Consider the following 14,124-nt stretch of genomic DNA (forward strand, 5'->3'; position numbering starts at 1 on the left):
AGGGATGCTCCGGCCTGGGGCGGGAGGTGCTCACCTACATCATCTCTGTCAGTGGGTGCGGATGGCGCGGAGGGATTCCCTCAGGGAGCTCAGGGTGGCGAAGATGGCGGTCGGTTCGTAGCCGCAGTGGGCCATGCAGTTCTCGCAGCGCGGGTCGCGCCCCCGCCCGTAGGAGTCCCACGCGGTCTTCTCGACCAGGTCCTGGTACGTCCGCGCGTACCCGTCGGCCATCAGGTAGCACGGCCGCTGCCAGCCGTACAGCGAGTACGACGGGATCGCCCAGGCCGTGCACGGGAAGTCGATCTTCCCTTCCAGGAAGTCCAGGAAGAGGGGCGAGTGGTTGAACCGCCATCTGCGGCGGTTGCCGCCCGCGAACGCCTTCCTGAACAGGTCGCGGATCTCCCGGACCCCGAGGAAGTGCTCCTGGTCGGGGGCCTTCTCGTAGGCGTAGGCCGGGGAGATCATCATCTGGTCCACGCGTAGCTCGTCGTTGAGGTAGTTGAGGACGTCGATGACGGTCTGCGGAGAGTCCCCGCTGTAGAAGGTCGTGTTGGTGGTGACGCGGAAGCCGCGCCTGCGGCACTCGCGCACGGCGGCGACCGCCTCGTCGAACACGCCTTCCTTGCACACGGACGCGTCGTGGCGTTCCCGCAGGCCGTCGATGTGGACGGTCCACGCGAAGTACCGCGATGGCGTGAACTGGTCGATCTTCTTGGGGATGAGCAGCGCGTTGGTGCACAGGTAGACGTACTTCCTGCGGGCGACGAGCCGCCGGACGATCTCGGCGATCTGCGGGTGCATGAGCGGCTCCCCGCCCGCGATCGACACCATCGGCGCACCGCACTCCTCGATGGCGGCGACGGCCTGCTCGACGGGCATGCGGCGTTTCAGGACGCCTGCGGGGTGCTGGATCTTGCCGCAGCCGGCGCAGGCCAGGTTGCAGGCGAACAGCGGCTCCAGCTCGACCAGCAGCGGGAACTTGTCGCGGCCGCGCAGCTTCTGGCGCAGGATGTAGCCGCCGACGCGAAGGCTCTGACGAACCGGGATCGTCATAACAGCACCTCCCCGGGAGGTGGGAACCGGACGGTGTCCTCGGCGCGGGTCGGCCGAAGCGCTGGGGGCGTGTTCCGGCGGGGGAAATCTGCGGGCGGGGCCGTGTCGGACGAGGCCCCGTCGCACAGGAGAGGAGCGCACGGGTGAGCGTCAGACGGGGCCGCGTTGCACGCGGTGGCGTTGCACGGGGTGGCGGTGAACGGCGCCGTATCGGACAAGGCGGTGGTGGACGGGGCCGTGTCGGGCAGGTGTGCGGGGGACGGGTAGGCATCGGGCGGGGCTGCGGAGGAGGCCCAGCGGGCGAGGGCCGGGGCGACGCGGCGCAGGACGCGGCGGGCGGTCAGGCCGGCGCGGACGACGGCGAGGCCGAGCAGGGGTTTCCCGGGAGCGTCGACGATCACACGCACGGCCGCGATCGGACGGCTGCGCGCCGCCTCGGCCGGCGGATCCCCATGCACGGTCTCGGCCGGCGGATCCCCGTGCACACTCTCGGCCGACGGATCCCCGTGCGCCGCCGCGGCCGGCGGATCCCCATAAGCCGCCTCGGCCAGCGGGCCGGTCTCCATGTCGACGGCGAGCGCCCCGAGCCTGGCCAGGCGCGGGCGCTCGGCCTCCCGGACCACGTGGTCGCAGGTCAGAAGGGGTCCGACGTGCGTACGCAGCCCGTCGCGGGCCAGCTCAGACGCCAGCAGCGGCGCGGACGGGCAAGGGTACGCGCGGTCACCGAAGCGGACCTCCGAGGCCACCACCACGTCCCCAGGCCGCAGGGACGGATCGACCGCGCCGCCGAACCCCGCCACGGCCAGCGCGTCGTACGGCGGCAGCGTGCTCGCCGCGCGGGCGGCTCGCCGTGGCCCGGCCCCGGTCCTGACCACGCGTACCTCGGCCAGGCCACGCGGGAGATCCACGGTGGCCAGGCCGCGGCGCAGCGCCCTCGCCTCGACGCCGAGGGCCGCGCAGACCAGCAGCCGGGTCACGACGCCCGCTCCCGTGCCGCCTCTCCTGGACGACCGACGGCCAGATCCTCGTCCGGCCCAACAGCCGTCGGCACATCTTCCGGACGAACGGCAGCCCCATCGCCCGCGAGAACGGCCGTCGCCTCCCCGGGACGAACGGCGACCGCACCGTCGTCCGCCCCAACGGCCGTCGCCTCTTCCGGAGTAACGGCTCTCCCATCGCTGGCGTGGGCGGGCGTCGCCGCGTCCGCCGGGCGGATGATCACCGTGTCGCCCTCGCGGACGGGGACGCCTGTGGCGGTTGCGCGGGCCGCGGCGTCGGTTTCGCGGGCGTGGAGGTAGCGGCCGAGGGCGCTGATCGGGAAGACCAGCCGGTAGAGGTGGTAGTTGATGTAGAAGTCGCCGGGAAAGCCCGTGCCGGTGAAGTACGGTTCGTCCCACGTGCCGTCCGGGCGCTGGTGTTCGACCAGCCACCGCACGCCCCGGTCGACCTCCTCCGAGCGCTCCCCGGCGGCGAGCAGGGCCAGCAGCGCCCACGCCGTCTGCGACGCGGTCGATTCGCCGCGCCCGATCCACGCCGGGTCGTTGTACGAGCGCAGGTCCTCGCCCCACCCGCCGTCGTCGTTCTGGTGGTGGCGCAGCCAGGCGACGGCCCGCCGCACGCAGGCGCTCTCCGGCCGTACACCTGCCGCGACCAGGGCGGGGACGACGGCGCCGGTGCCGTACACGTGGTTGGCGCCCCACCGCCCGAACCAGGAGCCGTCCGGCTCCTGCGCCTTCAGCAGCCAGACGACGGCCCGTCGCAGGGTGGCGGATCCGGCGGGCCGTTCGTGCGCGAGCGCCTCGACGACGTGGGCGGTGACGTCGGCGGACGGCGGGTCGATGACCGCGCCGAAGTCGCAGAACGGCAGCCTGGTGCAGAGTGTGCGGGTGTTGTCGGCGTCGAAGGCGGCGAAGCCTCCGTCGCGCGAGGCCATGCCCTCCATCCAGCGCACGGCGCGGTCGATCGCCGGCCGCGCGCCGGGTCGGCGGGTGCGGCGCAGCGCGAGGACGACCTCGGCGGTGTCGTCGGTGTCGGGGTAGCCGTCGTTGTCGAACTCGAACGCCCAGCCGCCGGGCGGCAGGTGGGGACGGCGTACGGCCCAGTCGCCGGGGCCCTGGACCTCCTCGCCGATGAGCCAGTCGGCGGCCTTGGCGATGACAGGGTCGTCGGCGGGCACGCCCGCGTCGAGGAGGGCGTTGACGGCGAGGGCGGTGTCCCATACCGGGGACTGGCACGCTTCCAGCCTGCGCCCCCGCGCGTCCCGGATCGTGAACCGGTCGAGCCCTTCGATGCCGCGGCGCATGACGGGGTGGTCGAGGTGGTATCCGGCCAGGTGGAGCGCGATCAGCGAGTACACCCATGGCGGCTGGATGCCGCCCCAGGAGCCGTCGAGTTCCTGGCGCGCCACGATCCATTCGGCGGCGCGCCGCAGCGCGGCCTCCCGTACCCGGCGGACGGGCCTGTGTTGGTATCGGTGCAGGAGCCGGTCGAGCCCGCCGAACACGCCCTCCCAGCCGAGGCCCGAGCGCCGGGGCACGGGCCGTCCGGTGCGCAGTTCGTCCAGCCGGAACGGCAGCGGGCGCACGGGCCGGTGGGCGCTGACGATCGTGAGCGGGACGATCGTCTGCCGGGCCCAGCACGCCCAGTCGTACACGTTGAGCGGCGCCCAGGACGGCAGGTAGATCAGTTCGGGCGGCATCACGGGCAGGTCCTCCCAGCGCCACCGGCCGAACAGGGCCAGCCAGATGCGGGTGAAGACCCGGGTCGCCTCGATCCCTCCGGCGCGCAGGACGTACGCGGCGGCCGCGCGCATGTGCGCGGCGTCCACGGGGTCCCCGGCGAGGCGCAGCGCGACGTAGGCCTCGACGGTGGTGGACAGGTCGGCGGGCCCGCCGTGGAAGTTGGCCCACGTGCCGTCGTCGCGCTGCTCGGAGCGGATCCACCGCGCCGCGTCCGCGGTGTCCCTCTCGGTGCGGATGCCGAGGAACTCGCGCAGCAGCAGGTCCTCGGCGTCCATGGTCACGTTGGTCTGGAGCTCGCCCTTCCACCAGCCCTCCGGCGAGCGCAGGCGGATCAGGTGGTCGCAGGCGGCGCCGAGGGCCAGCCCGGCGCTGGAGGCGGGCAGATGGACGTCGACCGTCGTCATGTAGGCCGTCATGTCAGCGGTCCCGGGCGGCGAGGGAGAGGACGATGTCGAGGAAGTCCGCGCGCACGTCGGCGGGCATGTCCACGGCGTCGAGGTGCAGTCCGGCGGCGTCGAGCCGGTGTTTGGCCTCGGTTTCGGCCCAGTCCCGGCCGCCTGCCTCTTCGACCAGGCGCGCGGCGTCGCGCAGGTCGGGTTCGGCCGGCGGTCCGGGCAACGCGAGGAGCCGGGCGAGGCGTTCGCCGGCCGCCGTCCCGCTGGTCAGGGCGGCGACGACGGGCAGGCTCTTCTTGCGGGCGCGCAGGTCGGACAGGACGGGTTTGCCGGTCGCCTCGGGGCTGCCCCAGATGCCGAGCAGGTCGTCGGCGAGCTGGAAGGCCACGCCCGCCTCCATGCCGAACGCCGCCAGCGATGACGCCAGCGGCCCCGGCCCCCCGGCGGCCGTGGCGCCGATGGAGCAGGCGCACGCCAGCAGGTCGCCGGTCTTGCGCGCCGACATCCGCAGGCATTCCTCGAGCGTCACGTCGTCGCGCCGTTCGAACTCCAGGTCGAGCCCCTGGCCGGCGATCAGCCCGCGGGTGGTGCGGGCGAGCGCCCGCGCCGCGTCCACGAAGCCGGGCGTGCCGCGCTCGATCAGGAGTTCCCCGGCCAGCGCCAGCAGGGCGTCGCCCGCGAGGATCGCCTCGGACCGGCCGAACACCGTCCACGCGGCGGGGCGGTGCCTGCGCACCCGGTCGCCGTCCATGATGTCGTCGTGGAGCAGCGAGAACGCGTGCACCAGCTCCACCGCGGCGCCCGCCACCGCACCCGCGTCGGCACCCACGTCAGGGCCGCCGCGCGCGGCCCGCGCCGACAGCACGGCGAGCGCGGGACGCAGGGCCTTCCCGCCGTGCGCGACGGCCTGCCCGGCGGCGTCGGCCCAGCCGAGGTGGTAGGCGGCGACGCGCGCGGTGATCGGGTCCAGCCGCGCGACGGCCTCGCGCATCACCGGGTCGACGATCTCGCGGGCGGCCTCCACCGCCGCCGGGACGACCGGGCTCACGTGGGAATTCCTTGCCGAAGATGCCGCCTTACGAGGCGGGCCGCCTCCAGTCCGCTGCGCACGGCGCCCTCCATGGTGTCGGGCCAGCCCGTGTTCGTCCACGCGCCGGCGAGGTACAGGCCGGGCCACCGGGTGGCGGCCCTCGGACGGAGCGCGCCGCTGCCAGGGCTCTGGCGGAAGGTGGCGCGCCGCTCCTTGGTGACGAAGAAGTCCATGAGCCGCGCCCGCGTGGGGAAGAGCTGTTCGAGCGCGGGGACGAACTCGGCCTGGAGCTTGGCGACGGGCATGTCGATCCAGCGGCTCGCGGCGGACACCGAGACGGTGAGGTACTGGCCCCGGTCCAGCCCGGCGACGTGGGTCTTGTCGAACACCCACTGCACGGGCGAGCCCACGACGGCGGCGAACGGCAGGGCGGTGACCGGCCGGTCGAAGATGGCGTGCACGTTGACGATCGGCTCGGCCCCGAGGCCGCTCCAGCGGTCCCTGTCGGGCGCGGCGTCGCGCGGGGTGATCCGGGCGGCCTGCTCGTGCGGCGTGGCCACGATGACCGCGGGCGCGGCGACCCGCGCGCCGTCCACGATGATCGCCGGGCCGCGCTCGACGGCCGTCACCTTCGCCGACAGGCGCACCTCGCCGCCGCGCCGCCGGATCGCGGCCAGGGCCCCGGTGCCGTGCAGGACGCCGAGTGGCACGGCCGGGATCCCGATGTCGGCGGCGTCGGCGCGGCCGAGCAGCGCCGTCTGGAACACCTTGGCCGCGGGCCCGAGGGCCGCCTCGCCGCTCGGGACGTTCAGCGCCGCCACCGTGAACAGTTCCCACAGGGCCTCGCGGGCGGGGGCGCGCTGCCCGTGCGCGGCCAGCCAGGTGCCGAGGGCCACCCGGTCGAGCGCGGGGTCGGAGGGGTCGAGCCGGGTCAGGGCGGCGGACGCGCGGACGGCGCGTAGCCGGTCGGCGGGGCCGAGCAGCGAGTACGCCGCGATCGTGGGCATCATGTGGAAGGGGCCGGGCAGCGCGGCGCGGCGCAGGCGTCCCGCCCGTCCCGCCGGGGTGAGGACGCGCACGTCGAACCGGTCCTGCACGCGCACCTGGCCGGGGGCGGCGATCCGGTCGAGCAGGCCCCGGTAGGCCGTGCAGCAGCGCAGGAACACGTGCTGGCCGTTGTCCACGGTCAGGCCGTCGCGCCGGAACGAGTGGGTGGCGCCGCCGAGCCGCGGCCGGGCCTCGTACACCGTCACCGGCAGGCCCGCCTCGGCGAGGGCGACCGCGGCGGCGATGCCCGCGAGGCCGCCGCCGACGATCGCGACGGGCGCGGCGCTCATCGTCCGGCTCCCGCGAGGGCGCGCGCGGCGACCATCGCCTTCTCCCAGGAGGGCAGCGACGACCTGGCGGCCATCGCCCGCTCGGGCTCGGCGGCGATGCGTTCGAGCAGGCTGCGGTAGATGCCGGCCATCGCCGCGGTGCAGGCGGCGCTGCGCCGGTCCAGCATGGGCAGCAGCCGCATGCCGCGCTGGTACCACTCGCGGGCCCGCTCGGCCTCGTACCGGATCAGCTTCGCCAGGCGGTGCGGCGGGTCGGCGAACGCCCCGGAGGAGTCCAGGGTGAGCGTGCAGCCGAAGCGTTCGATGTCCTCGGCGGGGAGGTAGACGCGCCCGGCGAGCCGGTCCTCACGCACGTCGCGCAGGATGTTGGTGATCTGCAGCGCCACGCCGAGGGCGTCGGCGAGCGGCGCCGCCACACCGGGGTCGCGCGCCCCGAAGACGCCGAGGGACAGCCGCCCGACCGATCCGGCGACGCACCGGCAGTAGGCGAGCAGGTCGTCGAAGCTCTCGTACGCGGCCCCGCGCACGTCGGCGGCGCACCCGTCGACCAGTTCCTCGAAGGCGCCGAGCGGGATGGGGTAGCGGCGGGCCGCGTCGCGCAGGGCGACCAGGACCAGATCACCTGGGTCCGGCTCGACGGCCGGATGGGGTGGCCGGATCGCCGCGCGGGCCTCGGCGAGGCGGGCGAGCCGTTCGGCGGCCGGGCCGCCGGCGTCGCCGATGTCGTCGATCCTGCGGGCGAAGGCGTACACGGCGCTGAGCGCACGGCGCTTGGGGGCGGGCAGCAGCCGGATGCCGTAGGAGAAGTTCCTCGCCTGGGTGCGGACGATCCGCTCGCAGCGGCGGTACGCGAGAGCGACGGTCACCCGTTCACCTCCCTTCGCTAGTGGTCGGGGCCGGAACGCCGGTCGCCAGAAGCCGCAGCCAGGACGCAAGCCACCGGCCGCGGCGCGGGCGCACGGCCCTGCCGAGGACGTCGTACGCGGACCGCTCCAGCGCGGCGACCGTGGCGAGGCCCCCGGCGACGTAGCCCGCGACGGCCCGGCGCGCGTGCCCGGTGAGCGTCGCGACGAGCGGGCGGCCCTCCTCCAGCAGCCGCGCGGCCCGTGCCGTCTGCAGGGCCACCACCTGGCGCAGCGCCGGCGACGTCGTGGCCGCCGCCAGGTCGTCCTCGGCGCAGCCGAAGTCGTGCAGGTCCTTGGCGGGCAGGTAGACGCGGCCCCGCCGGTGGTCCTCGCCGACGTCCTGGCAGTGCTCGACGACCTGCAGCGCCGTGCACACCCGGTCGGACGGCGGCAGCCGCTCCGCGCTCGCCTGGCCGAAGACGCGCAGCACGATGTGCCCGACGGGGTTGGCCGACAGCTCGCAGTAGGCGAGCAGGTCGTCGAAGGTCTCGTACCGGATGACGGTCTGGTCGCGGCGGTTGGCCGTCACCAGCTTGCGGAACGGCTCGGCCGGGACCTCGCACGCCTCGACGGTGGGCGCGAGCGCCTGGACGGCGGACAGGCAGGGGGCCGTCCCGGCGTACAGGCGGTCGAGGTCGGCGTCGACGAGGTCGAGCAGCCACATCCGATCGCCCGGCTTTGCCTCGTCACCGATGTCGTCGACGAAACGTGCGAATCCGTAAACCGCGAGAAGGTGGTCACGATACGCGCGCGGCAATAACCGTAAGGCCACCGGAAAATTTTCACCGGTGGCCCTGGGTACGACGTCGTATTTGCCGTCCTGCCGCGATGACACCGGTACGGAATTTCCACCCGCAGACGCCATCAAACGAGGAACGACCTGCTCACAGGCACCTATTGCGTTCCCTCGACGATGAATTTGCGGATTGCCGGGACGGGCCCGCTCCGCCGGTAAAGGCGGCCGTGAGTTCCGCCGCCCGCCATCATGGCGAGCATTGGCGCGATCGCGCCTTTACCGGTACCGGCCGCCGGAGACGTTCATTTCGACGCCGTCATCGAGGAGCGCGGCCGTGACGAGCCCATCGCCGTACCTCCGGGTCCGGGGCACGCCGCCCGGCCCGGGCGACGCCGTGCTCGCGCAGCGGCCCCGCGCGCAGCCCCAGGGATCGGCAGCGGCCGACCAGCGCGGGCAGCGCGCCGAGCGCCGCCCGCCAGGAGCCGGGGGCGGAGGTGTGGTCGGAGTCGTGCAGCAGCAGGGTGGCGCCGCCGCGCAGGCCGGGCGCCAGGGCGGCCAGCACGGACGCGGGGGTCGCCGTGGCCGTCCAGTCCCGGCCCCACGCCGTCCACAGCACCGGGCGCAGGCCCCGCGCGCGGGCCGCGACCAGCGTCTCGGCGCTGAGCACGCCGTAGGGCGGCCGGTACCAGGCAGGACGGACGCCGGTGACCGCGTGGACCAGGTCGCACGCGGCGCCGATCTCTTTGGCCGCGCGGCCCGGCCGCATGCCGAGGGCGTTGTCGTGCCGCCAGCCGTGCACGCCGAGCTCGTGACCCTCCGCGACGACGCGGCGGCCGACCTCCGGGTGGCGTTCGAGCATCTCCCCGAGCACGAAGAACGTGGCCCGGCAGCCGAGCCGCCGCAGTTCGTCGAGGAAGTGCGGCGTGGAGGCCGGGTCTGGGCCGTCGTCGAAGGTCAGCGCGACGTGGCCGGGCCTGCCCACCCCCGCGAGCCCGGGGAGCAGCCGCCGCACGCCGGGCAGCCAGGTCGCGGCGGGTCCGGCGTGCACGGCGGCCAGCCCCGCGGCCGTCCCCGCGAGCGCCAGGCGGATCACCGGACGGCCCGCGGTGGTGAGGGACCGTGACCAGGCGGCGGGTGCTGATCCTGAGCGCGGGCATGGGCGCGGGCCACGACGGGGTCGCCGCGGAGCTGGCCCGGCGGCTCGTCGAGGACGGCGCCGAGGCGGAGATCGTTGATGTCCTCCAGCTCCTCCCCCTCGGGCTGGGATCGCTGCTGCGCCGGGGGTACCAGTGGGTGATCACGCGGGCGCCCTGGCTCTATGACGTCATCTACCAGGTCTTCTTCATCGCCAAACGGGCGCCGTCCGCCTCGCCGCTGACCGTCCTGACGGCCGCGTGCTTGGGCCGCCTGCCCGGCCTGCACCGGTACGACGAGGTCGTCTCGACGTTCCACCTGGCCGCCCAGGCGACCGGGCGGCTGCGCGAGCGGGGGCGGCTGCGGACGCGCAGCACGGTCCTGGTGACCGACTTCGCCGTGCACCGGATGTGGCTGCACCCGGGCAACGACCGCCACCTCTGCCCGAACCCGGCGCTGACCGGCCCGATCACGGCCGCGACCGGCCGCCCCGCCGTCCCCTGCGCCCCGGTGGTGCGGCCCGCGTTCACGCGCCCGGACGGCGGCGCCGCGGCGCGCGCCCGCATCGGCGCGCGTCCCGGGGACCGGCTGGTGCTGATCTCCGCGGGGTCGTGGGGGGTGGGGCCGGTGGCGCGGGCGGCGCGCGTCCTCGCGCGGTCCGGGCGGTACACGCCGGTCGTCCTGTGCGGGCGCAACGCCGCCCTGCGCCGCCGCCTCGAGGCCGCCGGGGACGGGCCGGCCCTCGGGTGGCGTGACGACGTGCCCGCGCTCATGGCGGCGGCGTACGCGCTGGTGGACAACGGAGCCGGGCTGACCTGCGAGGAGGCCTTCGCCGCGGGACTTCCCGTGATCTCCTACCGTCCCATCGCCGGTCACGGCCGCGACGGCGTGCGGGCGATGGCGCGGGCCGGGGTGACCGTCCACGCCCGGCGCGGCGCGGACCTGCTGCGCGCGCTCGACCGGCTGGCGGACGACGGGCACCGCGCCCGCCAGGTCGCCCGCGCCGCGGCCCTGTTCGCGTCGCCGCCCGCCGAGACCCTGATCGGCGCCCCGCCCGACCCCCCTGCCAGACAGCAAGCCCGGCACGCCGGTCAGGCGCGCTCCCGCGCCGCGGACGACGCGCGCGCGTGCGCCCGGATCGGCGGCGACTTGGACAGCAGACAGCTCCCGTAGATGATCAGCCCGATGCCGGCGGCCTCCAGGATGATCCACGGCCCCGTGCGCACGTACTCGCCGAACAGCAGGGTGCCGTAGAGAATGCTCGCCACCGGGTCGCTGATCGTCAGCGCCGGCTGCGCCGCCACCAGGGGCCCGCTCTGCAGCGCGTTCTGCAGCAGGAACAGGCTGAGCAACCCCGCGAGCACCATCGCGTACGGCTCCCACGAGGTGACCAGGGCGCCCGGGTCGGACTCGAAGATGGACGTGCTCTCTTTCATGAACGTCGCGGTGAAGGCGAACCCGATGCCGGCCGCGACGCCCAGCACCGCGGCCCGGCCCGCGCCGGTCAAGAGGAGCCGGGCCACGGCCACCAGCCCGATCATGGTGCCTACCGTGACGACGCCCGCCATCAGCCAGAGCGCGGAGGTGGGCGGATGGCGGCCAGGTCCGGGCGCGGCGCTGGCGAGGAACGTCGCGAGCCCGGCGGTCATCACCCCGACCGCCGCCCACGAGCGGCGGTCGAGCTTGATGCCGAACATCCACGAGATGAGGACCATCGTGAACGGCAGCTCGATGACGAGGGTCGGCTGGACGAGCGCCAGCGCCCCGAAGGCCAGCGCGGCGGCCTGGAAGGCGAACCCCGCGATCAGCGCGCCGATTCCGGCCAGCCAGACCGGCTGACGGATAAGCGCGAGGAACAGCGACAGCCGGAACGCCTTCTGCGCGGGCACCGTGCGCGCCGCGCGACGCTGGAGCACGGAGGCGAACGCATTGCTCGCGGCGGCGCAGAGCGCCAGGATGACCGGCAACATCACCGCTCCCCGGCCTGCCGCTGGAGTGCGCCGTTCTCCCGCTTGGCCAGGAAGGGAGACCGCCCGAGCAGCAGGATGCCGGTCACCATCGCCGTCAGACCGGCGACCTCGGCCGCCAGCGCACCCGGAGCGACATGCAGACGCTCCGCGAAGATCACGATGCCGAGCAGGATGCCGATCACCGGCTCGGTGGCGGTGGTGGCCGGCAGCGAGACCCGCAGCGGCGCGGCGTCGAACGCGCTCTGGTTGAGCAGAAGCCCCACGATGGCCACGCACGGCACGATGTACGGCTGCCAGGTCTGCGCGACCGCGCCCACGCCGTTGTCCAGGGTGATCAACGTGCTGTGCGTCAGGACGTCCTGCATCCCGTACAACACGCCCGCCGCGGCGGCCAGGAGCATGGCCTTGACCTGGAGGGACACCCGGAGCGCGATCACCACGAGGACGGCCGTGAGCCCGACCGCCAGGAGCATCGCGAGCCAGCGTGGTGAGCCCGGATCGGGGAGGTCGTGCCCCCGCGCCTGACGCGGCTCCCCGAAGGCCAGGAAGAGTGCCACGCCGCCGCTCACCAGCACCGCGCCGAGCCATTCGACCCAGGAGAAGTGCTGCTGGTAGATCATGTGCGCCGCGACCAGGGCGAACAACAGGCTCGTCGCCAGGAGCGGCTCGACCGCCGCGACGCTCGCCTGCCCGAGCGCGATCGCGCTGAGGATCTGCCCGCAGAACATCAGGCCGATGCCCGCCAGCCACAGGGGCATGTGGATGAGGTCCAGGAGCAGGCGCGGGTGCAGTATCTGGCTCAGGGGCTCGCGGTACGCGGCGTGCTGCTGGGCGACGAAGCCCAGGCCCAGCAGACAGGCCGCGGCCAGGGAAAGCCCGATGACCATGCGCGGCTCCCCCCTCGACGGCCCCGTGAAGACCCATCTGACCTGGTCAGATTATGCGATCCCCGGGCCCCGGCAGCGCCATGGTCGGCCCGGCCCGTCGTCCTCTCCCGGCGAGGGGCCGCAGGGCGGCTCCGTCCCCATGGCGTGGACGACGGCCTTTCCTCGCCGGCCTCGCCTGCGAGCGGCACCGCTCCACGTGCCGGATTCCGCCACGCCGCATGCGGCGAAATCCTGTGATTGTTACCGTCGTTTTCGACGGAGTCTCTGCGAGGAGCGGCCCATGCCATCTGACGGAGCGCAGACCCGCCGCAGGCGGAAACGTCCGTGGTCGGCCGGGAGCATGATGGCCGGCCTGGACGAGGACGCTCAGATGAAGCTGCTCGGGCTGGCGACCTGGCGTTATCAGCCCCCGGGCGACGTGCTGATCCGCCAGGGCGAAACCGATCCGAAGTACGTCTACCTGCTCCAGGAACCGCGCAGGGGCATTTGCGCCAAGGTCACGGTCCGCCTCGACGACGCACACACCATCAATGGCAGGGGCGGCAGGCCCGAGGCTCTGCTTGGGATCATGGTGAGCGGCGACCTCATCGGGGAGATGGCCGTGCTCCGGCGGGCGACGAGATCCGCGACCGTGACCCTGTGCGCGCGCACTCTGGTCTACCGGATTCCCTCGGACGCGTTCCTGGCACTGCTCGGCACGCTTCCTTCGCTCGCGTCCGCGCTCGCGGCCACCATCGCCGACCGCCTGGAGTGGGCCGACCGGCGCCGGTTGGACATGATCGGATACGACGTCCCCTTCCGCCTGGCGCGGGTGCTCGTGGACCTCGCCGACCGCCACGGCCACGTCGTGCCCGAGGGCAGGGACGTCGGGGTGTCCCTGGCCCAGCACGAACTGGGACGGCTGGTCGGCGCGGGCGAGGCCGCCGTCGGCAAGGCGATGCGCGAGTTCAAGGACGCCGGTCTGATCATCACGCGTTACCGCCGGGTGATTCTCACGGATGCCGAGAGGCTCCGCGGCTATCCAGGACGTGCGTCCTGAGGATAGATCCTCACATAAGCGGATAAGGTTCCCTGTTTCTAGGCCCAGATCCCCTATTACTGTGGCATTTCCAAGCAGATCTTGCCTAGCTCCCGCAAACGAACGGCGTCGCGCCGCTAGCTTGTCAGTGGCCGAAAGTCGGGCAAGAGAGGCGGGAAGCTCTATGGGCAACGACAAACACACCCGCAAGCTGCTTGTTTCCAGCGATACGGCGGACTACGGCAGTAGATCCGACAAAATACGCGAAGAACTGCAAGTTGGGTTCATCGCGACACATGACCGTGCGGCCGCAGCGACCGGCCTGCACCGGGATGGATGGGAGAGGCACCCGGCCGGAGACGGAGAACTGGTCGTCCTCCCGCCCACCGAGCCGGAGTCCGCGGTCGTCGACGGCTACGTACGGCGCCTCGCTGCCGAGCTGGGCGAGCGCAACGCCGGCCTCCCCGTCGACGAGAAGCTGCGCCTGCGGGTGGCAGTGCATTTCGGCGTCGTGTACCCGGCCCCCAACGGGCTCGGCGGTCACGCCGTCGTACAGGTGAGCCGACTCCTCGACTGGAAGCCGCTGAAGCGGGCGCTGAAGGAGGCCCCGGAGATGAACCTCGTGCTCATCGTCTCCAACCGGGTCTTCGACGAGACGATCCGCCAGGGCCACACCTCACACGAGATCGACACATTCCTCCGCGTGGCCGTCCATGAGAAGGAGTTCCAGGGCGAGGCCTGGGTCTGGTCGCCGGATGTCGACGTGCGCCGGCTGGCCGCCCTCACGGATCCCAAGGCGGGCGAGGAGGCCGGGGAGAAGACGGCCCCCTCCGTCGCTCAAAACGCGTCTGTGATCAACAACTTCAACGAGCGGATACGGCTGAACAAGGCCAACTTCGGCGTGATCAATTAACACGA

At 73.5% G+C, this 14,124-nt stretch carries 13 protein-coding genes; 3 read left to right on the plus strand and 10 right to left on the minus strand.

From position 1 onward, the window contains the following. Positions 1 to 48 precede the first annotated feature (48 nt). The 8 genes from hpnH to AB0H21_RS23210 all read right to left on the minus strand — a co-directional run bounded on the left by hpnH (position 49) and on the right by AB0H21_RS23210 (position 9,290). Entirely contained in the window at positions 49 to 1,053 is a 1,005-nt protein-coding gene (gene hpnH, locus AB0H21_RS23175) for an adenosyl-hopene transferase HpnH (protein ID WP_358519911.1), read from the minus strand. Then, on the minus strand, positions 1,050 to 2,030 hold the full coding sequence (locus AB0H21_RS23180; protein ID WP_358519913.1) for a hypothetical protein: 981 nt from the start codon (positions 2,028 to 2,030) through the stop codon (positions 1,050 to 1,052). Before AB0H21_RS23180 ends, hpnH begins: the two co-directional genes overlap by 4 nt. Beyond that, positions 2,027 to 4,198, minus strand: a complete 2,172-nt coding sequence (gene shc, locus AB0H21_RS23185) for a squalene--hopene cyclase (RefSeq protein WP_358519915.1) — start codon at positions 4,196 to 4,198, stop codon at positions 2,027 to 2,029. Before shc ends, AB0H21_RS23180 begins: the two co-directional genes overlap by 4 nt. A gap of 13 nt (positions 4,199 to 4,211) precedes the next feature. Beyond that, entirely contained in the window at positions 4,212 to 5,237 is a 1,026-nt protein-coding gene (locus AB0H21_RS23190) for a polyprenyl synthetase family protein (protein WP_358519918.1), read from the minus strand. Further along, on the minus strand, positions 5,234 to 6,556 hold the full coding sequence (gene hpnE, locus AB0H21_RS23195) for a hydroxysqualene dehydroxylase HpnE (protein ID WP_358519920.1): 1,323 nt from the start codon (positions 6,554 to 6,556) through the stop codon (positions 5,234 to 5,236). Before hpnE ends, AB0H21_RS23190 begins: the two co-directional genes overlap by 4 nt. Continuing rightward, positions 6,553 to 7,422, minus strand: coding sequence for a squalene/phytoene synthase family protein (locus tag AB0H21_RS23200; protein WP_358519922.1), 870 nt, complete (start codon positions 7,420 to 7,422; stop codon positions 6,553 to 6,555). The genes hpnE and AB0H21_RS23200 overlap by 4 nt, the downstream gene beginning before the upstream one ends. 4 nt (positions 7,423 to 7,426) lie before the next feature. Next, the gene (gene hpnC / locus AB0H21_RS23205; RefSeq protein WP_358519925.1) at positions 7,427 to 8,326 is read right to left on the minus strand and encodes a squalene synthase HpnC; all 900 of its coding nucleotides are present in this window, start codon (positions 8,324 to 8,326) and stop codon (positions 7,427 to 7,429) included. A 187-nt stretch (positions 8,327 to 8,513) separates the two neighbouring features. After that, positions 8,514 to 9,290, minus strand: a complete 777-nt coding sequence (locus AB0H21_RS23210; RefSeq protein ID WP_358519928.1) for a polysaccharide deacetylase family protein — start codon at positions 9,288 to 9,290, stop codon at positions 8,514 to 8,516. A 26-nt stretch (positions 9,291 to 9,316) separates the two neighbouring features. Between AB0H21_RS23210 and AB0H21_RS23215 the strand changes: the two genes are divergently transcribed. Next, positions 9,317 to 10,504: a hypothetical protein gene (locus AB0H21_RS23215; RefSeq protein ID WP_358519929.1), complete on the plus strand. Its 1,188-nt coding sequence runs from the start codon at positions 9,317 to 9,319 to the stop codon at positions 10,502 to 10,504. Here the strand turns inward: AB0H21_RS23215 and AB0H21_RS23220 are convergent. Next, positions 10,423 to 11,301 carry a DMT family transporter gene (locus AB0H21_RS23220; protein ID WP_358519931.1) on the minus strand — a complete coding sequence of 293 codons (879 nt, stop codon included), beginning with the start codon at positions 11,299 to 11,301 and terminating at the stop codon, positions 10,423 to 10,425. The genes AB0H21_RS23215 and AB0H21_RS23220 overlap by 82 nt on opposite strands. After that, positions 11,301 to 12,188, minus strand: coding sequence for a DMT family transporter (locus AB0H21_RS23225; RefSeq protein WP_358519933.1), 888 nt, complete (start codon positions 12,186 to 12,188; stop codon positions 11,301 to 11,303). The genes AB0H21_RS23220 and AB0H21_RS23225 overlap by 1 nt, the downstream gene beginning before the upstream one ends. A gap of 280 nt (positions 12,189 to 12,468) precedes the next feature. On the opposite strand from AB0H21_RS23225, the gene AB0H21_RS23230 reads away from it, so the two are divergent. Further along, entirely contained in the window at positions 12,469 to 13,227 is a 759-nt protein-coding gene (locus AB0H21_RS23230) for a Crp/Fnr family transcriptional regulator (RefSeq protein WP_358519935.1), read from the plus strand. Positions 13,228 to 13,390: 163 nt separating this feature from the next. Then, positions 13,391 to 14,119, plus strand: a complete 729-nt coding sequence (locus AB0H21_RS23235) for a hypothetical protein (RefSeq protein WP_358519937.1) — start codon at positions 13,391 to 13,393, stop codon at positions 14,117 to 14,119. Positions 14,120 to 14,124: the final 5 nt, after the last annotated feature.

This window comes from Sphaerisporangium sp. NPDC051011, assembly GCF_040653595.1.
Taxonomy (GTDB): domain Bacteria; phylum Actinomycetota; class Actinomycetes; order Streptosporangiales; family Streptosporangiaceae; genus Sphaerisporangium.

Bases quoted from the DNA above. Each gene is read 5' to 3' on its own strand.
- hpnH (WP_358519911.1), bottom strand. From the start codon at position 1,053: ATGACGATCCCGGTTCGTCAGAGCCTTCGCGTCGGCGGCTACATCCTG.
- shc (WP_358519915.1), bottom strand. From the start codon at position 4,198: ATGACGACGGTCGACGTCCATCTGCCCGCCTCCAGCGCCGGGCTGGCC.
- hpnE (WP_358519920.1), bottom strand. From the start codon at position 6,556: ATGAGCGCCGCGCCCGTCGCGATCGTCGGCGGCGGCCTCGCGGGCATC.
- hpnC (WP_358519925.1), bottom strand. From the start codon at position 8,326: ATGGCGTCTGCGGGTGGAAATTCCGTACCGGTGTCATCGCGGCAGGAC.
- AB0H21_RS23220 (WP_358519931.1), bottom strand. From the start codon at position 11,301: ATGTTGCCGGTCATCCTGGCGCTCTGCGCCGCCGCGAGCAATGCGTTC.
- AB0H21_RS23225 (WP_358519933.1), bottom strand. From the start codon at position 12,188: ATGGTCATCGGGCTTTCCCTGGCCGCGGCCTGTCTGCTGGGCCTGGGC.
- AB0H21_RS23230 (WP_358519935.1), top strand. From the start codon at position 12,469: ATGCCATCTGACGGAGCGCAGACCCGCCGCAGGCGGAAACGTCCGTGG.
- AB0H21_RS23235 (WP_358519937.1), top strand. From the start codon at position 13,391: ATGGGCAACGACAAACACACCCGCAAGCTGCTTGTTTCCAGCGATACG.